16 protein-coding genes and 1 pseudogene are annotated in these 18673 nt (G+C 63.9%); 14 read left to right on the plus strand and 3 right to left on the minus strand.

Going from position 1 to position 18673, the window contains the following annotated elements; genetic code table 11:
- The first annotated feature begins 326 nt into the window (after nt 1-326).
- Together GGQ90_RS27190 and GGQ90_RS27195 are read left to right on the plus strand one after the other, a co-directional pair.
- Nucleotides 327-2414 (plus strand): TonB-dependent receptor, encoded by a 2088-nt coding sequence (locus GGQ90_RS27190; protein WP_066551368.1) that lies wholly within the window; start codon nt 327-329, stop codon nt 2412-2414.
- A 16-nt stretch (nt 2415-2430) separates the two neighbouring features.
- Nucleotides 2431-2931 carry a DUF1440 domain-containing protein gene (locus GGQ90_RS27195; protein WP_066551370.1) on the plus strand — a complete coding sequence of 167 codons (501 nt, stop codon included), beginning with the start codon at nt 2431-2433 and terminating at the stop codon, nt 2929-2931.
- A gap of 98 nt (nt 2932-3029) precedes the next feature.
- On the opposite strand, the gene GGQ90_RS27200 is transcribed toward GGQ90_RS27195, so the two are convergent.
- A complete protein-coding gene (locus tag GGQ90_RS27200) occupies nt 3030-3359 on the minus strand; it encodes a hypothetical protein (RefSeq protein ID WP_125458964.1) in 330 nt (109 codons plus the stop codon).
- Between the two features lie 952 nt (nt 3360-4311).
- Between GGQ90_RS27200 and GGQ90_RS27205 the strand changes: the two genes are divergently transcribed.
- The 8 genes from GGQ90_RS27205 to GGQ90_RS27240 all read left to right on the plus strand — a co-directional run bounded on the left by GGQ90_RS27205 (nt 4312) and on the right by GGQ90_RS27240 (nt 10858).
- Nucleotides 4312-4602 carry a hypothetical protein gene (locus GGQ90_RS27205; protein ID WP_246428481.1) on the plus strand — a complete coding sequence of 97 codons (291 nt, stop codon included), beginning with the start codon at nt 4312-4314 and terminating at the stop codon, nt 4600-4602.
- A 20-nt stretch (nt 4603-4622) separates the two neighbouring features.
- On the plus strand, nt 4623-5042 hold the full coding sequence (locus GGQ90_RS27210) for a periplasmic heavy metal sensor (protein WP_030541565.1): 420 nt from the start codon (nt 4623-4625) through the stop codon (nt 5040-5042).
- Complete coding sequence (locus tag GGQ90_RS27215; RefSeq protein ID WP_188084482.1) at nt 5039-5611, plus strand: sigma-70 family RNA polymerase sigma factor; 573 nt, start codon at nt 5039-5041, stop codon at nt 5609-5611. Before GGQ90_RS27210 ends, GGQ90_RS27215 begins: the two co-directional genes overlap by 4 nt.
- A 97-nt stretch (nt 5612-5708) precedes the next feature.
- Nucleotides 5709-7724, plus strand: a complete 2016-nt coding sequence (locus GGQ90_RS27220) for a copper resistance system multicopper oxidase (RefSeq protein ID WP_185708012.1) — start codon at nt 5709-5711, stop codon at nt 7722-7724.
- The gene (locus GGQ90_RS27225; protein ID WP_188084483.1) at nt 7714-9012 is read left to right on the plus strand and encodes a copper resistance protein B; all 1299 of its coding nucleotides are present in this window, start codon (nt 7714-7716) and stop codon (nt 9010-9012) included. Before GGQ90_RS27220 ends, GGQ90_RS27225 begins: the two co-directional genes overlap by 11 nt.
- A gap of 47 nt (nt 9013-9059) precedes the next feature.
- Nucleotides 9060-9443, plus strand: a complete 384-nt coding sequence (locus tag GGQ90_RS27230; protein WP_004212949.1) for a DUF305 domain-containing protein — start codon at nt 9060-9062, stop codon at nt 9441-9443.
- 61 nt (nt 9444-9504) lie between these two features.
- Nucleotides 9505-9954 carry a DUF411 domain-containing protein gene (locus GGQ90_RS27235; RefSeq protein ID WP_004212951.1) on the plus strand — a complete coding sequence of 150 codons (450 nt, stop codon included), beginning with the start codon at nt 9505-9507 and terminating at the stop codon, nt 9952-9954.
- A gap of 367 nt (nt 9955-10321) precedes the next feature.
- Nucleotides 10322-10858, plus strand: coding sequence for a DUF2231 domain-containing protein (locus tag GGQ90_RS27240; protein ID WP_030541569.1), 537 nt, complete (start codon nt 10322-10324; stop codon nt 10856-10858).
- 212 nt (nt 10859-11070) lie between these two features.
- On the opposite strand, the pseudogene GGQ90_RS29555 reads toward GGQ90_RS27240, so the two are convergent.
- Together GGQ90_RS29555 and GGQ90_RS27245 are read right to left on the minus strand one after the other, a co-directional pair.
- A pseudogene (locus tag GGQ90_RS29555) lies at nt 11071-11196 on the minus strand (DUF305 domain-containing protein); the annotation flags it as partial.
- A 24-nt stretch (nt 11197-11220) separates the two neighbouring features.
- Complete coding sequence (locus tag GGQ90_RS27245) at nt 11221-12231, minus strand: NAD(P)/FAD-dependent oxidoreductase (RefSeq protein ID WP_343054191.1); 1011 nt, start codon at nt 12229-12231, stop codon at nt 11221-11223.
- 201 nt (nt 12232-12432) lie between these two features.
- Here GGQ90_RS27245 and copC point away from each other — a divergent pair, with 201 nt between their 5' ends.
- The 4 genes from copC to GGQ90_RS27265 form a co-directional block, all read left to right on the plus strand.
- Nucleotides 12433-12801 (plus strand): copper homeostasis periplasmic binding protein CopC, encoded by a 369-nt coding sequence (copC, locus tag GGQ90_RS27250; protein WP_004212955.1) that lies wholly within the window; start codon nt 12433-12435, stop codon nt 12799-12801.
- 4 nt (nt 12802-12805) lie between these two features.
- Complete coding sequence (gene copD / locus GGQ90_RS27255; RefSeq protein ID WP_188084484.1) at nt 12806-13732, plus strand: copper homeostasis membrane protein CopD; 927 nt, start codon at nt 12806-12808, stop codon at nt 13730-13732.
- Nucleotides 13733-13960: 228 nt separating this feature from the next.
- Nucleotides 13961-16666, plus strand: coding sequence for a vitamin K epoxide reductase family protein (locus GGQ90_RS27260; RefSeq protein WP_241216832.1), 2706 nt, complete (start codon nt 13961-13963; stop codon nt 16664-16666).
- A gap of 265 nt (nt 16667-16931) precedes the next feature.
- The coding region (locus GGQ90_RS27265) for an FTR1 family protein (RefSeq protein WP_188084487.1) at nt 16932-18673 on the plus strand (1742 nt) is incomplete at its 3' end.

Consider the following 18673-nt stretch of genomic DNA (forward strand, 5'->3'; position numbering starts at 1 on the left):
TGGGCTTCATCTTCGTTCCTTCGTCACTACGACGAAGCCCAGATCCTCCTTAAATCACAACCTCAAATCTGTGCCATTGGTGCTGACGGCGGACACGACATACCCACAAGGACGGCTTCAGCCCCACCGCTTGATCCTACCGGCGTCAGCCGGTCAGTGATTCAGAGAGCAAGTCAACGGGCCTGACAGCGACCACCCCGAAGGGCTATTGCGACGCACTCTCAAATCACCTATTGCGTTGGTGAGAGAGATTCGCAAAAGGGTCAACGGTGAGAAATCTTGGTATTGGAACTGCACTCGGCTTCGGGCTGCTCACCGTCCCGGCAATGGCTCAAGACCAGTTCCTGCCGGGACCCGGCAGCACCTCGCAAACGATCATCGTGACCGGCGTCCGCGACGGCTATCAGATCGATGCGACCAGCACCGCCACGCGCACACCGACCGAGCTCAACGATGTCCCCCAAGCGGTCTCGATCATCACGGAAACGCAGATCGACGACCAGGCGATGCGCTCTATTGCCGATGTACTACGCTATGTCCCCGGCGCCGTAATCTCTCAAGGTGAGGGACACCGCGATCAGATCATCCTGCGCGGGAACAGCAGCACCGCAGACTTCTTCGTCGATGGCTTGCGGGACGACGTGCAATATTATCGCGGCCTCTACAATGCAGAGAGGATCGAGGTTCTGAAAGGTCCCAACGCGATGATCTTCGGGCGCGGCGGCGGCGGGGGCGTAATCAACCGCGTCACCAAGCGCCCTGTCGCCAACGCCTTCATCAGCGGCAGCGGTTCGGCGGACACATATGGCGCATGGTATGTCGACGCCGACATCAGTCAGCCACTCAGCGAGTCCGTCTCCACCCGGATGAACGCCGTTTACGAGGAGTTCCGAAACAATCGCGACTTCTATGACGGGCGCCGGGTTGCGATCAACCCGACCGTCGCGCTCTCGCTCGGCGGTGCGACTCGGATCGATCTGGGCTTCGAATATAACAGCGACAAGCGAACGATCGACCGAGGCGTCCCCTCGGCCGTTCAGGGCTCGCTGACGAGCCCGTCACGCCCGCTCACCGGCGCCCGCGACACCTTCTTCGGTGTGCCGGGATTCAACGTCAGCGATTTCGAGGCCAAGGTCCTGAATGGGCGCGTCGAGCACCGCTTCAGCGACAATCTGACCCTGACCAGTCGGGTCCTGTATGGTGATTACGACAAGCTCTATCGGAACGCCTTTCCGGTCACCCCGGTCACGTCGCGCGGCGGCGTCCAGAGCGTCGGCCTCGAAGCGTATAGCGATCCCACGACACGCAAGAACCTGCTCAACCAGAACGACCTTGTTTGGAGGGTCACCACTGGACCCGTCCGCCACGTGCTGCTCGCTGGCTTCGAAATTAGCGACCAGCGCACGCGCAACCAGCGGATCAACGGCTTTTTCGGGGGTGGTGATATCGTCAACGGGGGGCGGCGCGTCTTTGTCGGGTTGGCCGACCCGATCACGGTGCCGCCGGTCACGCTGCGCACCACTCCCAATACCGGCTACCGGTCAATCCGCACGAACGCCGACGCCGCCGCCTTCTATGTGCAGGACCAGATCTCGATCGGCGACCATGTCGATCTGATCGGCGGCGTTCGCCGCGACCGCTTCACGCTTAACGTCGACGACCTGGTTGCCGGGCAGAGCTATCGCCGGACCGACACGCTTTGGTCTCCCCGAGTGGGCGTGGTGCTCAAGCCGGTGCAACCTGTCTCGATATACGCCAGCTATAGCCGGTCCTTCCTGCCGCAGTCGGGGGATCAATTCTCATCGCTCGATGTCACCAGCGCCGCGCTGGAGCCGGAGAGGTTCGACAATTACGAGCTTGGCCTCAAATGGGATATCCGCCCGACGCTGAACCTGACCGCCGCCATCTACCAGCTAGACCGCACCAACACCCGCGCGGCCGACCCCAATGACCCCGCACGGACGGTGCTCACGGGCGCGCAGCGCAGCAAAGGGCTCGAACTCGGCCTTAGCGGCGCGATCACACCCCAGTGGCAGATCAGCGCGGGCTATGCGCTGCAGGACGCGACAATTCGCAAAACGACGAGTGCCGCCCCGGCCGGGCGCGAGGTTCCGCTGGTTCCCAAACAGCAGGCTTCGCTGTGGACCCGCTACGACCTCACCCCTCGCCTTGGGGCCGGGGTCGGGGTCTATCACCAGTCGAGGAGCTTCACGTCCATCAGCAACACCGCCATCCTGCCCGCCTTCACCCGCGTCGATGCCGCCGCATTCTTCAAGCTCACCCCCCAGATCGAGGCGCAAATCAACGTCGAGAACCTCCTCAACAGCAACTATTTCTCGTCCGCCTACAACGACAACAACATCATGCCCGGTGCGCCGATGACAGTGCGAGCGACGGTTAGAATGAGCTTTTAGACAAGGCGCCGGAGAGATGGATGTGAACACAGAGCGCGTAATCGAAGGCGCTGTGACGGGCGCGGCGGCGGGGTTGGTGGCCTCGTGGGTAATGTCCGAGTTCCACGAAGCCTGGAAAGCCGCTTCGGGCGATAGGGATGTCGGAGACGAGCCCAACACCGTCAAGGTGGCCGACGCTGTAACGGAAGCTACCGTAGGGAAACCGGTACCGGAGGGATATCGTGAGCCTGCGGGAGCAGCTGTTCATTACGGCTTTGGGGTGTTTCTCGGCGCTCTCTACGGAGCCGCGGTGGAGGTTCGCCCAGAGACCAGCGCTGGGTTCGGAACCGCCTACGGAGCGGCGGTGTCGCTGGTCGCCGACGAGATGGCGATGCCGGCGTTGGGCTTTAGTCCCCCCGCTTCGGAGGTCGCGGCTTCGACGCACCTGCGCGGCTTTGTCTCGCACCTAGTTTTCGGCGTGGCTCTCGAAGTGGCGCGGAGGCTCCTAATTGCGGGTGTCAGAGCAAAGATTGCCTAAAGCCGCACGCCCGCGACCTTCTCCGTACTCTTGCGTGTCAGACGCGTTGTCACTCTTCAGAAGTGACAACGGCGCGGTGGCCCGCGCCGTTGTGCATCCTAGTGGTTGTAACCATGCTCGTTGTACCGGCGCGCGTCGCGACGCGCATGACGTACTTCCCGGCGGTAGTCCCGACGGGCGTGCCGGTTCGAGGCGTAGCCATAGTTGCCGTAATTGGAATAACCGTTACCGTAACTGCTATGCCCTTGGCCTTGGTAAGAGCCGTAACTTCGGCCGTGACCCTGCGGTTCAACATAGCCATAGCCTTGGCTGTAGTAGCTCTGGTTCTGATACCCATGGCCGTTGGATTGGCCGGCATGGGCCGGCGGTTCGGCGAGGGCCGGTGCGGCTACGATGAGTGCCAATCCGGCGATCGCGAGCTTGAACATGTTCCTTCTCCACAACTACGCTCGTCGTACCGCGAGTGGCCGATCGGGCTGGAGAGATGTGTGCGCCGAACGTGCTGAACCGGGTTTGAATAGTCTCGGCAGCTCGCGTGAAGACGGGACGGAAGCACCTTACGCCGGGAACTCGTCTCAGCTCGGAAGTCGAAGCTTACCAGGCGCGCGGAGCCGTCCGCGGCACCCTTTTGCCCCTTTCCCCCATATCCTAAGCCGTTTCCCTCTCGCTGTCCTGCGGGCTTAAAGTCGGCTCCGCGGTCCGGCTTATGTACCTGATCCGGTGGCGGGCACCGGACGGGCTTTCCAGAGTCTTCGGGACAAACCCAGGCTGAGCACGACGGCGAATGCCGCCAGAACGCCGGGAAAGACGAACGACGCGACCCTCACCGTCAGGCCGAACTCTAGCTCCAGCTGGAGGAAAAGACGGCGGTCAGGGCATTTGAAATGTGGGGCGTCAAGGATTGCTCGGGCGCTTTTCGCAGGGTAAGTGCCGTCCCCTCAACGAGCTACCAGGCTCGACTCGGTGACGCGCTCATCCGTGCCCGCGCAATTTGAACGCTAACGTCATCGGAAATAGCAAACATCGCGCCGTCGCCCCAGCCCGTTCACTGGCCTCAGGCCGGCCTTGGGGGTGGGTTGATATCAAGGCGTGGCCGCCCGATTGGGCCGCCCTCATCGTTCTGAACGGGGGTTCTGCGACGGCGAGGCCGCGGAACCGCATCGATTGCCGGTCTGCGTGTCATCCGACCGATTTTGACCTCCCATAAAACAGGGAATTCGAACAGCGGGACGCGTGTGCCCGGCCTGTCTAGCGAGCTGCGAGCGATTGGACGCAATGGAAGAGTGCGCAGCCGCGTCCGGGGGGTGTGTGACATTCGCTCGCTTCGGACTCGAGGGGTGTTCACCGGCCGTGCGTAATGGATGTGAGGACGGCGGAGGAATGAACATGGAGATGAATTTAGACAGCGCGTTGCGCCGCCTTGCCGAGCAACCGCTTCATCCACGGCTTGCTGAACTGGAAGGCGATGTCATGCGGTTGATCGCGGCGGAGCGGCGCGCGGGCGGCGGAGTTACGCTGCGATCCGGCATGCTGGCAGCGCTAGGCGCAGTCGCCTTGGGAGTGGTGGGCGGCGGATTGTCGTCCGCAGCGACGACTGCGCAGGTGCCGACGCTAACACCCTTCGGGCCTGCCATGCCGCTAGCGCCTTCGACCTTACTCGCGTTCCAGTGACGAGCGGCGCCCGGAGGACGATGCTGATCGCCATCGTCGCGTTCGTGGCGGCGGTCGCAGGCGTGTGGGCTGGACGTGAGTTATTCCCCTCCCCGCCAAGCCCGGGCGTTGAGCTTCACAGCTTGCTCCACGACGGGCTCGAGCTGGACGAAGCTCAACAGACCAAGCTCCAGATGCTGGAGTCTCACTTCACCGTTCGAAGGCGTGCCTTGGAGCTGGAACTCAGAGCCGACAACGCCCGGCTCGCCGCCGCCATCGAGGCCGAACATGGTAACGGGCCGCAGGTCGCGGCCGCCGTCGATCGTTCGCACGGCGCGATGGGTGAGCTCCAGAAGGAGACGTTGAACCATATGTTCGCGATGCGGCAGATCCTGCGGCCCGACCAGGCGAGGACGTTTGACCGCGCGGTGGTGAAGGCGCTGACCGCAGACGCGCGGTGAGCCTTGATCTCGCGGCCTGCACGGACGGCGAACTCGCCGCCTTGACGCTCGCTGGACGTCAGGCCGCCTTCGCCGAGATCATGCGCCGGCACCAGGAGCCAGTCTACCGCCTGATCCGTGCACATATCGGTGACGCTGAAGAGGCGCTTGACCTCACTCAGGAATGCTTCGCGTCCGCCTTTCAGAACCTGCCAAGATATGACGGAGATCGGCCGCTCGCTGCGTGGCTGGCCCGCGTGGCGATCAACAAGAGCCGCGACTGGCATCGGCGGCGGCGCATACGCCAGATATTATCGTTCGCTTCTTCGCTGCCGCCCGAGACGATGGAAAGTGAGTGGGACGAGACGCCGGGTGCCGACGCCATCACCTTCGATCGCGCAGAGCTTGCGCGGCTTTCGCGCGCGGTGTCCGAGCTGCCGGCCACGCTCAAGGAGACGCTTTTGCTGCGGACCGTGGAGGGCTTGTCCCAGGCGGAAACCGCCGCCGCGCTGGGGATCAGCGGAAAGGCCGTGGAGACGCGGCTCCGGCGTGCGCGTGAAAGATTATCGAAAATTCTCGACTTCGCGTGAGGGGATGAGCCTATTTGCGCGTAATGAAAGATAAGGTCGGCGGCCCCCCCCCCCCCCGCCGCCGGCCGCAAGCATTGAACTGGAGCGAAGGAAAGGCATGAGCCGCAATCTAAACCGGCGCGACGTAATGCGCGGAACCGCCATGCTTGGCGGCACGCTGGCCATGTCGGCCTACCTGCCGGCTTGGGCGCAACCTGTGTCGCGCGGCATCGCCAAGCCCCTGCCGACCGTGTCGGGCGCAAACATCGCGCTGACGATCGACCGGATGAAGCTGGTGATGGATGGAATCACGACGCCCGCGATCGGGGTGAACGGCACGGTCCCGGCGCCACTCGTCCGCCTCCAGGAGGGCCAGAACGTCCGTCTCGCAGTGACCAACAATCTCGACGAGGATAGCTCGATCCACTGGCACGGGCTCATTCTGCCGTTTCAAATGGACGGCGTGCCGGGCATCAGCTTCCCCGGCATCAAGGCGCGCTCGACATTCGTGTACGAGTTCCCAGTCGTGCAGTCTGGCACCTACTGGTACCACAGCCATTCGGGCGAGCAGGAGCAGGCAGGGCTCTACGGACCCATCGTGATTGATCCGGCGGGTGCCGACCCGGTCGCGTTCGACCGCGAGCATGTGATCGTGCTGTCCGATCATAGCGAAATGACGGGCGAGGAAATCTTTCGCAAGCTCAAGCAGATGGGCGGCGCCTATTTCAACTATCAACGCCCGACGCTGAGTGGGCTGCTGGCCGGCCGCGAAATGCGCCTTAAGGATCGCCTCGATTGGGGGCAGATGCGGATGGACCCGGCGGACATCGCGGACGTCACTGGTTCGACCTACACCTTCCTGGTCAATGGCTTTGGACCTTACGACAACTGGACGGGTCTCTTCCGACCGGGCGAGCGGGTTCGGCTGCGCATCGTCAATGCCGCGGCGCAGACGAACTTCAACGTGCGCATCCCTGACCTGCCGATGACGGTGGTGCAGGCCGACGGCCAGAACGTCCGGCCGGTAACCGTGGACGAATTCCAGATCGGCGTCGCGGAAACCTTCGACGTGATCGTGACGCCCGAGGACCGCGCCTACAGCTTCGTTTCCGAGGCGATCGACCGATCCGGCATGGGGCGCGCGACACTGGCCCCGCGCGAGGGCATGATCGCCCCGGTCCCGCCGCTCCGCCCACGCACGTTGCTGACCATGACCGACATGGGCATGGACATGAGCGGCATGAGCGGGATGGAGGGGATGTCCGGTATGGCGGACGAGAACCCGGTCGCAAAGCGCGGGCCGGATCCCACGTTGATGCAGAATGCCTCGCGCAACCTGTGGAAGCTCACCGGGTGGAAAGAGCCCACCGATCACGGAACGAAGGCGGTAGGCGCTGCGATGGCCGGCATGGCTGGGATGGGGGGCGACCAGATGAGCGGCGCTATGCCAGGGATGGACCATAGCCAAATGGCGGCGGGCGCTGCCGGGATGGCGGGCATGGACCATGGTCAGATGAGCAGCGGCGGCATGGCCGGGATGGATCATGGGTCAGGCGGCAGCATGGACATGAACATGCGCAACCCCAAGAACGCGCCCGGCGTCAAGATGGGGCCGGGAGTGCAGACCATCTCGCCGATGCCGAAGGACCGCACGGGCGAGCCGCCGCAGGGGCTGGAGGATGCGGATCATCGCGTGCTCACCTATCGCGACCTTGTCGCGCTGGACCGCAACCCGGACGTTCGCGCCCCGTCGCGTCAGTTGGAGATCCACCTCACGGGCAATATGGAGCGCTACATGTGGGGCTTTGACGGCCAGAAGATGAGCGACCCTGCCGACCCCATCCCGTTCCGCAAGGACGAGCGCGCGCGCGTTACCCTGGTCAATGACACGATGATGCCGCACCCAATTCATTTGCACGGCCACTTCTTCGAGTTGGTGACCGGACATGGCGACTTTGGGCCTCGCAAGCACACTGTGAATGTGGCGCCAGGCGGTAAGATGACATTCGACGTAACGGCCGATGCGCCCGGCGACTGGGCGTTCCACTGCCACAATCTCTATCACATGACCGCGGGGATGATGCGTGTCGTGACGGTTCGCCCGATGGGCGAGGAGAATCGCGATGCAGCCTAAGTTCCTCCTGATCGCCGGCGGCGCGGCGCTTGGCCTCGCAACGCCGGCGGCCGCGCAGATGGACCATTCCAACATGCCCGGCATGAAGATGCCGCCGCCAAAGGCGCCAGCGGTAAAAAAGCCTGCCGCCAAGAAGCCCTCAGCGACCAAGCCCGCCGTGCACAAGGAGTCCGCGAAGCCTGCCGCCAGGTCGACACCGCGCGCGAAGGCGGGATCGGGGGCCAAGCCTGCCGCAAGTCGGTCCGCCAAGCCTCCGGTCGGTGGACCGGCTGTTGCTGATCCTCACGCCGGTCATGACATGTCCGCCATGCCCGGTATGAATATGCCTGAAGCCAAACCTGATGCCAGTTCGGGGCACGACATGTCCGCGATGCCAGGTGCGTCCGGCGGCGCCAACCCCGCTGAGCCAGGTGCTATGCAAGGCATGGACCATGGATCGATGCCGGGAATGGGCCAAAGTTCGGGCGCGATGCAAGGCATGCCGGGACACGGCATGGGAAGCATGCCCTCAGCCACGGGCGCGGCGATGATCGGCACCAACCTTCAGGCCGGCACCGCTCCGCCGCCGCCCATCCCGACCGATCGGGCCGCGGACCAGGTCTACTCTGCCGCTGCCATGGCGCATTCGCAGCAGCATCTGCGGTCGATGCACGGCGGGCAGAATTTCTCGCAGGTCATATTCAACCTGGCTGAAGTCCAGATCCGGGATGGTCGCGATGCTTATCGTTGGGATGGCAGCGCCTGGTACGGTGGCGACGTTAATCGTCTGGTTCTTAAAACCGAGGGCGAAGGGAACTTTGGGAGAAGCTTGGAAAGGGCGGAGCTGCAGGCGCTCTACGCACGGGCAATCGGACCCTATACCGATTTTCAGGCAGGGATCCGGTACGACTTCAAGCCTAATCCCTCGCGTGTTTACGCGACAGTCGGTTTTGAGAGCCTGGCTCCGGGTTTCTTCGATGTCGAGGGCGCACTGTTCTTGTCTAGCAAGGGAGACGTGCTGGGCCGCGTTGAAGGCTATTACGATCAGCGCATCACCCAGCGGCTGATTCTCCAGCCTCGTGTCGAAGCTGAGTTTGCGGCGCAGGACGTTCCGGCAGACCGGATCGGTTCGGGCTTGTCGGATATCGAGCTTGGCTTGCGGCTGCGCTACGAGGTGAAGCGAGAGTTCGCCCCCTATATAGGTGTTTCGTACGAGCGCAGAGTGGGCCGTTCTGCTCGTTTTGCACGCGAGGATGGCGAGGATGCGATATCCACCAGCCTCGTTCTGGGCATTCGCACATGGTTTTGAGACCAACGAGTCTTGTTGCGTTGGCCGAGGCCAAGAAGGAGAAAACGATGTTCAAGGCAGTAACACTTCTGGCTCTGGCCGCGATGTCGGCGAGCCCCGCTTTGGCTCAGCAGCAGATGCAGGGCATGGACCACTCGAAAATGCAAGGCATGAACCACGACAACATGCCTGGCATGAACACGCCTTTCATGCCCGCCGAAATGGCGATGCATGAAAAGATGATGAAGGCCAAGGGCGCTAATGCGAGCGAGACGTGGGTCCGCAAGATGATCGAGCATCACCGCGGTGCGATCGCCATGTCGCAGATCGTTCTCCGCCAGGCGCCAGATGCGAAGACCCGGCAAATGGCTCAGAAATCGATTGCCGAGCAGAACAACAGCATCGGTGAGCTCCAGGCGATGCTTCGATCGATGGGCAAGCGTCCTCAGTAATAAGCCTCGTTCCTCCCGCCCCCAGCGAGGAGACGGGAGGGACGACCAAGGAGATTTTTCCATGAAGTCAGCGTTGCGATTTGCGCTTACTGCCGCAGCCTTGTTGGTTCCGGTTGCCGCCAGCGCGGCTACCCCGATCGTTATGCACCGCGACCCCGGCTGCGGCTGTTGCGCCAAGTGGGCGGCGCAGGTGCAGCAGCAGCTCGGCCGTCAGGTGCGCGTCGTCGATGATTCTAACCGCCCGGCGCTGCAGAAGCGCGCGGGCGTTCCCGCGGACCTCTCGTCCTGCCACACCGCGATCGCCGATGGCATGGCTTTCGAGGGCCACGTGCCGATCGCCGACATGAAGCGGGCTCTCGCGACCCGGCCCAAGGGCGTGCGGGGCCTCGCGGTCGGCGGTATGCCGCTCGGCTCGCCGGGAATGGAAGTGCCGGGCGTCAAGGCGCAGGCCTATGACGTGGTCGCCTTCGGCACCGGCGGACGCCGCTTGTTCGCCCGCCACGGCAGCTGATCGGCCGATGTTTTTTGGCGGAGTGGCATGACGCGGTCGCCGCAGCCAGCGTAGCTGTGGCGTCCAGTCCGTCTTGAAGAGCAGACGGAAAGTTTCACAAAGGAAGCTGGGCAGGTGAGGGAAGAAGGCGCGGCGTGCGTAAACTGGATTGAAACAACACGGTTCAAGGGGTTGGGTGATGGGCGGTAAACGAGGCGGGGCTTTCGCTCTACTCCTTGCGGTTGCGATCTCGGTAAGCACGTCGGCATCGGCGCACGAAGATCACGATGCGCTCGGGGCCGGTCCCGGGCCGGCCGCTAGCAGCGCAGCCGAGACGCAGAAAGCAGATGGGGCGGACGCTGGCGACGGCCACATGGGCATGGGCTCTATGTCGACCGTGGACATGAACATGGGCGGCCGCGACATCGCCGGCGACGACATGGACATGGGCGGCATGCACGAGGAGACCGCCAACAAGAACAAGACTTTCGGCGAACGGCTTGTGAGCTGGCTGGGGCGGGTGCATACCATGGTCATTCATTTTCCCATCGCCCTGTTCATTGGTGCGTTCGGGGTGGAGCTGTTCGGGTTGTGGCGCCGCAACCGGGATTATCAGCATGTCGCACACATAATGCTGGTCGTCGGCGCGCTGGGAGCGATCGTGGCGGCGTTCCTGGGCTGGTTCGCAGGCGGGTTCTACCTGACCGACCGCAACCCTATCCTGATGACGCATCGCTGGCTCGGGACATCGATCGCGGTCTTCGGCGTCGCGCTGGCTTGGATGGCAGCGCGCCACCGCAAGGGTCCCGAGCGGTCGCGGTCGTTGTACTGGGCGGTGCTTGGCCTGATGACACTCGCGATCTCAATCCAGGGGTTCCTCGGCGGAACCTTCATGCACGGCGGAATAAACCACTTGGCGTTCTGAGGGGCCCCGACGCTTAGTAGCCGGTCGCGTGTTGGCGCGCTGCGAAGGAGAATGCGACAAAATGCGGCAGCGCCGACCTTCGTGCCGTAGGCCTTTTCAAGCATAGCGTCGGATGCCGCCGGCGAGCCCGGCCCCGCTAGGGCGTGTCGAGCAACCCCCGACGCTGGTAATAGCACACTGTCTCGATGCACTCCCGCGCAAGCCTCGGGATCGTGGTGCGGGATCATCGAACGGAGGAAGGCCGTGTCGCCGATCGTCGTGTGGATACGAATAAGCGCGAAGCAGCCGAAGAAGATGACAAGCGAGCCGGCGATCAGCGCTTTGTTGGCGGCTTTCGCTCGGTGCACCGCCAGTGGCTCCCACTACGTCGGCGGTACGCTCCGAGCGGGATACAGCCCGGCGATGGCGGACGACAATCCACTGTCGCGGTCGCGCAACATGTTATGAATTGCGGTCGCAGCGATCGCCGCTTGTCCGGCTGCGACGCTGATCTGATCGAGCCCTTCCACGGCGTCGCCGACTGCGTAGAGACCCTTAACCGAGGTTTGTTGATGGGCATTGGTCAGCACGCACCCCGATTCGCTGAGCTGTGCTCCGAGCAAAGAGGCAAGCCGCGTCCGAGGCGACGAGCCGAGCGCGGGGTAAAGCGTGTCGAATTGTAGCTCCAGGCCATTGGCCAGCCTCACCTCGACACAGTCGCCAAGACGCAACTGCTCGACAGGCGAGGGGGCGACATCAATGCCCTGCTGGTCCAGCTTGGCAAGTTCGGTCGGCCCAAGATCGAGCGAGTGTTCCGCCAGAAGCGTGACCTTGGCTCCATAAGCCCTCAGGAATTCGGCTTCTTCAGCGCCGTGACCACTGCCGCCGAGCACCGCCACGTTCATCCGCCGGGCCTCATAACCATCGCAGATCGGACAATAGCGGAGAAGCCCACGCGCCACGCCGATGTCATGCATCGCATCAGGCATCTCGGGACGCCGATTGACGACGCCCGTCGCAAGGACAACGGTCCGCGCATACAGGACGTTCAGTTCGCAGCTTGCCGAGAAGTGGTCGCCTGACGCGACGATTGCGTCGATCTCACCGCTCTGGATCGTCCCGCCATATTCGCGCAGCTGAGCCTGCAGGCGGGCAAGAAACGCGACGCCGGAAATGCCGCCGGGAAATCCTGGCAGGTTGTGCGAGCGCGGGATGGACGCGGCGCGCCCTGCCGCCGCATCGTAGACGACGCAGCTCCTGAGAAACCGCGACAGATAGATCGCGGTCATGAGGCCCGCTGGACCGCCGCCCACTATCAGACAGTCGATGACCTCCTCAGGATCTCCAGTCCAGCCCTGATCGGTCAACCGCAACCTCATCATTACCCCGCGCATGCGCCCGTCCAGGCCCGCGGCCACAGCTCGTTTAAGGGGAGACGCAGTGAAAAAGCGCTCCATGCTCCTTCTGAATACGCGCCGACGCCGCCGACCCCTCATCGAGAGTTCGAGCGTCGGCACGGAAAAAAAGATCGTGAGGGGTGACCCGCCCGGCTGCGTAATAACAGGTGAGCCCAATTGAAATGGAGATTATCCTAAATGCGCCGCTTGTTCATCACGACTGCCGCCGCCGCCCTGTTCTTCGCAGGCGGCGTGGCGAACGCGCATCCGAAGCTGGTGTCCGCCAGCCCCGCCGCCAACGCGGCCGTCGCGACCCCCGAGAAGATCAGCCTTCAGTTCAGCGAGAAACTCGTGCCGGCTTTCTCCAAGGCCGACCTTACCATGGCAGCGATGCCGGGCATGGCGGCCATGAAAATGCCCAGCAGCGCCGCAGTCGGCGCCGATGGCCGGACGCTCACCATCACCCCGAAGCAGCGCCTCCCGCGTGGGCGCTACAGCGTCGGCTGGCAGGTCGTCTCTAGCGATACACACAAAATCACCGGCAGCTACAACTTCACGGTGAAGTGAGCGAATGCTCGACTGGCCGACCGTCGCCATCCGCTTGGCGTTATACCTGGTCCTGGCGGCGCTGTTCGGCCTGTCGGCCTTCAGCCTCTATGGTCTTCGTCTTGGCGAGCGCGATGATGCCATCGCGCTGCGGCCTTGGCTCACGGCAAGCGCAGCGCTCGGGTTGCTGCTCTCAGCCGTTGGCCTGATCCTTATGGCCTCGGCGATGGCCGGTTCTGCATTCTGGCCGATCGACCAGGCAGCGGTGGCCGCGCTGCTCGGGGGGCCACCGGTTGGCACCGCCTGGAAGGTGCGTATGGTGGCGCTGGTCATCGCCGTCGGTGCAGCCCTGCTGGCGCGAGGCAGAGCATCGTGGCTGGCTATCGCCATGATTGCCGCCGCCGCGGCATTGGCGACACTCGCGTGGAACGGGCACGGCGCCATGGACGAGGGAAGCACCGGATGGCTTCACCTCGGTGCGGACATCCTCCACCTCTTGGGAGGCGGTATATGGGTCGGCGCGCTGTTCGGATTGCTTCTCCTGTTGACGCGTCGCACCGAGGAGATCGATGCCGCGCACCTTCGGCTGACCCATCGCGCCCTGCATGGGTTCGGCGTCGTCGGCACGCTCGTGGTTGTTACCCTGGTGGTCACCGGCTTGATCAACAGCTGGCTGCTCGTCGGCCCAGCCAATTTCGCGGCCTTGGGGACGACGCTCTACGGCCTGCTGCTGCTCGCCAAGCTGGTTTTGTTCGCAGCGATGCTGGGGCTCGCTTCGCTCAATCGGTTCCGCCTCACGCCGGCCTTCGAGCGCTCGATTGCCATGAACGACCATGGCGGGGCGCTTACGGCGCTGCGGGTCAGCCTTGCGGTCGAGACAGCCTGCGTGATCGGCATCCTGGCGCTCGTGGCATGGCTAGGCACCCTCGCGCCACCCGCGTCGGGCATGTAAGCGCTATGGACCAACCGTCCACGCAAGCGCCGCTCAGGCCTTCCACCTTCTTTTACCCACTTACGCGGCTTAACCCTCGCCTCCCAAGACACCCCCCGCTTGGACTGAGCTTACGTGTCCGACGCCCTAAGTCGCCCACAGGCGCTTGCGGGAAGGCCGCGTCGCGCTGCAAAGCTGGGCGTGCGAGAGGGTTGGTCCGGGTGGGCCTGTCAGTGTTTTCAGAGATGAATGAACAAGGGTGGCAAAGTCATGACCGATGGCAAACGCAGTGAAGCCGGCAGCGGCCAGGGTGGCGAAGTCGTCCTCATCACGGGTGCGAGCGGTTTTATCGCCGCAGCGCTGATTGCCCAGCTCGGCGAGCGCTACACGGTCGTCGGCCTTGATCGCGCCGGCCCTCCCGACCCACCGCCGCCCGCGGCGGCGATCGACATAGACCTCGGGTCAGACGAAGCGGTCCGAGTTGCGCTTGACGAGGTGCGCGCACGGTACGGCAACCGCATCGCCTCGGTGATCCACCTCGCCGCCTATTATGATATCACGGGTGACCCCAATCCGCTCTACGACAAGGTCACCGTGCAGGGCACCCGCCGGCTGATTGACGGGCTGCAATCGTTCGAAGTCGGACAATTCGTCTTCGCCAGCACGATGCTCGTTCATAAGCCGACCCCCACACCCGACGAGCGCATCAACGAGGACTCGCCGATCGGCGCGTCCTGGGCCTATCCGCAGTCCAAGGTCGACGCCGAGACATTGCTGCATGAGCGCCACGGAAACATCCCCGTCGTTTATATGCGCGCCGCCGGAGTTTACGACGACGACGGACGCTCGGCTTTTCTCGCGCAGCAGATATCGCAGATTTACGAGCACCGCCTGATTTCGCATTTTTATCCCGGCATGCTGTGTGCGGCGCAGTCATCGGTGCACCGCGACGACTTGGCTGACGCCGTGCTGCGTCTGGTCGATCGGCGGCACGAACTGCCGTCAGAACTGCCGCTGCTCATCGGCGAGCCCGACGCACCCGGCTATGCCGAGATCCAGGACATCGTCGGCGAGGCGCTCCACGGCGAGGGCTGGAAGACGATCCGGATTCCGCAGCCGCTCGCGAAAGCCGGGATCATCCTGCAGAACGAAGCGCTCGGCAGCGACGACTTCATCCAGCCCTGGATGATCGACAGCAGCAACGACCACTATATCCTCGATATTTCACGCGCCCGCTTGCTGCTCGGTTGGGAACCGAAGCATCGCCTCCGGGACACGCTGCCGACGATCGTCGCCGCGCTGAAGCGCCACCCGCGGGCCTGGTATCGGAACAACAAGCTTAACGAGAATCTGGTTGCCTGGCACGATAAGCTAAAGGCCGAACCTGTAGCGCCGGGCCAACAACCCGCAGCGGCAGGCGGTGGAATGGCCGACATGGATCACGGGGCTGCGGACCATAGCAGCATGGACCATGCTGCCATGGGGCACCGACCTGGCGCGGCGGACATGGCGATGACCGGTCACGGTGCACACGGCGATCACATGGCCATAATGGACCGCGACGAGCGCCGTGCGCGCTGGGCTCTTTACGCAAACATCGGTCTTGGGCTGTGGCTCGCCTCCAGCCCGCTTATCTACGACTCCGTGACCACTCACAGTGTCGGCGAGGCGGCGCGCTTCGTAACTATTGATCGCGGACTGCCGTCGATCGAGTGGCGGGCGAACGCGCTGGCCATCAGCGATGTCGTCAGCGGCCTCGCCATCGTGCTGTTCGGCGCGCTGTCGCTCGTTCCGCGCACCAAGACATGGGCGCAGTGGGCGGTCGCGTTCGTCGGCATCTGGCTGTTCTTCGCCCCGCTGATCTTCTGGAGCCCGAGCGCCGCTCAGTACAACAACAACCTGCTCATCGGCTCGGCCGTGATCGCCCTGTCGGTGCTCGTGCCGATGATGCCGGGCATGAGCATGGCGGGCATGATGGACCCCAAGAACATCCCGCCCGGCTGGACCTATTCGCCATCCACCGACGCACAGCGGCTGCCGATCGTCGCCATGGGTCTGATCGGCCTTCTCACCTCGCGCATCCTCACCGCCTACCAACTGGGGCATATTGACGGCGTTTGGGAGCCGTTTTTCGCCGGCTCCCTGAGCGATCCACGCAACGGCACCGAGGAGATCATCACCTCGGACATGTCCAAGGCCTGGCCGATTCCCGATGGTGGGCTCGGCACGGTCAGCTATGTCCTCGAGATCCTGATGGCGGTAATGGGCACCCGCGACCGCTGGCGGACCATGCCGTGGATGGTGACCTTCTTCGGCATCCTTGTCATCCCGCTCGGCGTCATCAGCATCTATTTCATCATCAGTCAGCCCATCGTCATCGGCACATGGAGCACGCTGGCGCTGATCGCCGCGCTCGCCATGCTGATCATGATCCCCTTCGCGCTCGACGAGGTGATTGCGATGGGTCAGTTCCTTCTCTGGGCGCGCCGGCAAGGCAAACCGCTGATCCGCACCTTCTTCCAGGGTGACGCGATAGAGGCGGGAGCGGTGGACGCGTCGGACGCGATGGCCTCGCCAAGCACCTTCTGGGCGGACGCAAAGAAGGGACTGACCCTGCCATGGACGCTGACTGCGAGCATCGTCATCGGCGTCCTGCTGATGCTGACCCGAATACTGTTCGGCACGGAAGGCGGTATGGCGAACAGCGATCACGTTGTGGGTGCGCTGGTCATCACGGTCGCGATCATCGCCACCGCAGAAGTTGCCCGCGCGCTGCGGCTGATCAACGTCGCGTTCGGAGCCTGGCTTGTGGCCGCGCCTTTCCTCCTCGACGGCGTTGGTCACCTTGGGGCCGTGGCCTCGGTCGTAGCCGGCATTGCGCTCGTCGGCCTCAGCTTTCCAAGGGGAAAGCGCAGCGCCGAGCATTATGCAAGCTGGGACAAGTACGTGATCTGAAAGTATCTTCAATCACTGCTTAGCCTCATCGAAAACCTTGATCGTGCATCGCACACCGTCACGCGCCTTCGCTGCCGCTTTTCTACCCCCCCCGATCGTCTCCGGGTTCGCGGTCACGATCTTGTCGCCGGAGACGATCGCCCGCCAGCTCTCCGGCGGCGATGTTCATCATCCTGCCATTGGTGGTCGCGCACGCTGCCCAATACTGCTAATGAGAGTTGTTCGCATAGTCCGCGACGAGTGAAGCTTGGAATCGATCACCCATATGCCGTCACCTCTGGTCGCGCTGGTCGCGTCGCTTATGCTGCTGTTGATCCCCGCTGCGGCGATGGCCGATACCCGCGATGTTCAAACTGCTTGGCGTCTGCTCGACTATATGGCGGTCGATTATGGCGGTGCGGTCGCCAACGGCGCGGTCATAAGCGCGTCCGAATACGCGGAGATGTCGGAGTTCGCCGCTGGGGTGTCGACGCGCCTCCGCGCACTTCCCGCGACGCCTGAGCGGCAATCTCTAATCCAAAGCGCTTCGCAGCTCGAAGCCGTGATCGGCCGCAAGGGATCGTCCCGAGAGGTCGCGACACTCGCGCATGGCCTCGCCGCCGATCTGCTCAAGGCCTATCCGGTGCCGCTCGCTCCCGCCAAGGCACCCGACCCCGCCATGGGAACAAGGCTATACGTCCAAAGCTGCTCGTCCTGCCACGGCCTCACCGGCGACGGACATGGGCCTGACGCTGCCAGACTCGACCCGCCGCCGATCGCGTTCACCGACGCCGAACGGGCGCGCCAGCGCAGCGTGTTCGCGCTCTATCAGGTGATAAGCCAAGGCATCGACGGGACCGCGATGCAGAGCTTCGCCGATCTGCCGAACGATCAACGCTGGGCGCTGGCGTTCCGCGCTGGCAGCTTCGCCCTGACCGACGCGCAAGCGGTCGAAGGCGAACGGCTGTGGAAGTCCCAGCCGAGCTTGCGGGCGCGGATCCCCGATTTGAAAACCCTGGTCGCGCTCACCCCCGCCGCGCTTGCGGGCAGCATCGGGCAGGCGAAAGCCGACGCGGTGCTCGCCTATCTGCGGCGCCACCCCGATCAGGTGATGCAACAAGCCCCGGGCTCGCTCGCGGTCGCTCGCTCCAAGCTTGCGCAAAGCCTCGCCGCGTTCCGGCGCGGCGACCGGCGCGGCGCAAAGGAACTGGCGCTGTCCGCCTATCTCGACGGGTTCGAGCCGATCGAACCGACGCTCTCGGCGCGCGACCCGACGCTCATGTCCAGGATCGAAGGCGCGATGGGAGAATATCGCGCCGCTGTGGAGAGCAGCACGTCGGCCGATGATGTGGCCGAACGAGTGGCAGTGCTGGGCGGCCTGTTCGATGATGCCGAGGCGGCGCTCGCGCCCGACGCCGCGACGCAGGCGTCCACCTTCTTGGGGGCCTTTACGATCCTGCTGCGTGAGGGGCTGGAAGCTCTTTTGATCGTGGTCGCCATGATCGCGTTCCTCCGCAAAGCGGAACGGCCAGAAGCCTTGCGCTATGTGCATGGCGGGTGGATCGGGGCGCTCATCGCGGGCGGGCTTACCTGGGCCGTCGCCACCTATGCGATCGGGATCAGCGGCGCGAGCCGGGAGCTGACCGAAGGGTTCGGCTCGCTGTTCGCCGCGATCGTGCTGCTCTCGGTCGGAATCTGGATGCACGGCAAGGCCCAAGCCGATCAGTGGCAACGCTATATCCGGGAGAAAATGTCACGGGCGCTATCGAGCGGGTCGGGATGGTTCCTGTTCGGGCTCGCATTCCTGGTGGTCTATCGGGAGGTCTTTGAAACGATCCTTTTCTACGCCGCGCTCTCGACACAGGGTAACACCGCGATGCTGCTGGCCGGCGCCGGCGCAGCGATCAGCCTTCTCGCCGTCATCGCCTGGGCCATGCTCCGCTACAGCCGGACGCTGCCGATTACGCAGTTCTTCCGCTACAGCTCGTGGCTGATGGCCGCTCTGACGGTCGTGCTGGCCGGTAAGGG

The organism is Sphingobium scionense (assembly GCF_014197035.1).
Lineage (GTDB): Bacteria > Pseudomonadota > Alphaproteobacteria > Sphingomonadales > Sphingomonadaceae > Sphingobium > Sphingobium scionense.

What these genes read in the sequence shown, in the direction of transcription:
- GGQ90_RS27190 (WP_066551368.1), top strand. Translation starts at nt 327, where the DNA reads ATGGCTCAAGACCAGTTCCTGCCGGGACCCGGCAGCACCTCGCAAACG.
- GGQ90_RS27195 (WP_066551370.1), top strand. Translation starts at nt 2,431, where the DNA reads ATGGATGTGAACACAGAGCGCGTAATCGAAGGCGCTGTGACGGGCGCG.
- GGQ90_RS27200 (WP_125458964.1), bottom strand. Translation starts at nt 3,359, where the DNA reads ATGTTCAAGCTCGCGATCGCCGGATTGGCACTCATCGTAGCCGCACCG.
- GGQ90_RS27205 (WP_246428481.1), top strand. Translation starts at nt 4,312, where the DNA reads ATGAACATGGAGATGAATTTAGACAGCGCGTTGCGCCGCCTTGCCGAG.
- GGQ90_RS27210 (WP_030541565.1), top strand. Translation starts at nt 4,623, where the DNA reads ATGCTGATCGCCATCGTCGCGTTCGTGGCGGCGGTCGCAGGCGTGTGG.
- GGQ90_RS27220 (WP_185708012.1), top strand. Translation starts at nt 5,709, where the DNA reads ATGAGCCGCAATCTAAACCGGCGCGACGTAATGCGCGGAACCGCCATG.
- GGQ90_RS27225 (WP_188084483.1), top strand. Translation starts at nt 7,714, where the DNA reads ATGCAGCCTAAGTTCCTCCTGATCGCCGGCGGCGCGGCGCTTGGCCTC.
- GGQ90_RS27230 (WP_004212949.1), top strand. Translation starts at nt 9,060, where the DNA reads ATGTTCAAGGCAGTAACACTTCTGGCTCTGGCCGCGATGTCGGCGAGC.
- GGQ90_RS27235 (WP_004212951.1), top strand. Translation starts at nt 9,505, where the DNA reads ATGAAGTCAGCGTTGCGATTTGCGCTTACTGCCGCAGCCTTGTTGGTT.
- GGQ90_RS27240 (WP_030541569.1), top strand. Translation starts at nt 10,322, where the DNA reads ATGTCGACCGTGGACATGAACATGGGCGGCCGCGACATCGCCGGCGAC.
- GGQ90_RS27245 (WP_343054191.1), bottom strand. Translation starts at nt 12,231, where the DNA reads ATGCGCGGGGTAATGATGAGGTTGCGGTTGACCGATCAGGGCTGGACT.
- copC (WP_004212955.1), top strand. Translation starts at nt 12,433, where the DNA reads ATGCGCCGCTTGTTCATCACGACTGCCGCCGCCGCCCTGTTCTTCGCA.
- copD (WP_188084484.1), top strand. Translation starts at nt 12,806, where the DNA reads ATGCTCGACTGGCCGACCGTCGCCATCCGCTTGGCGTTATACCTGGTC.
- GGQ90_RS27260 (WP_241216832.1), top strand. Translation starts at nt 13,961, where the DNA reads ATGAACAAGGGTGGCAAAGTCATGACCGATGGCAAACGCAGTGAAGCC.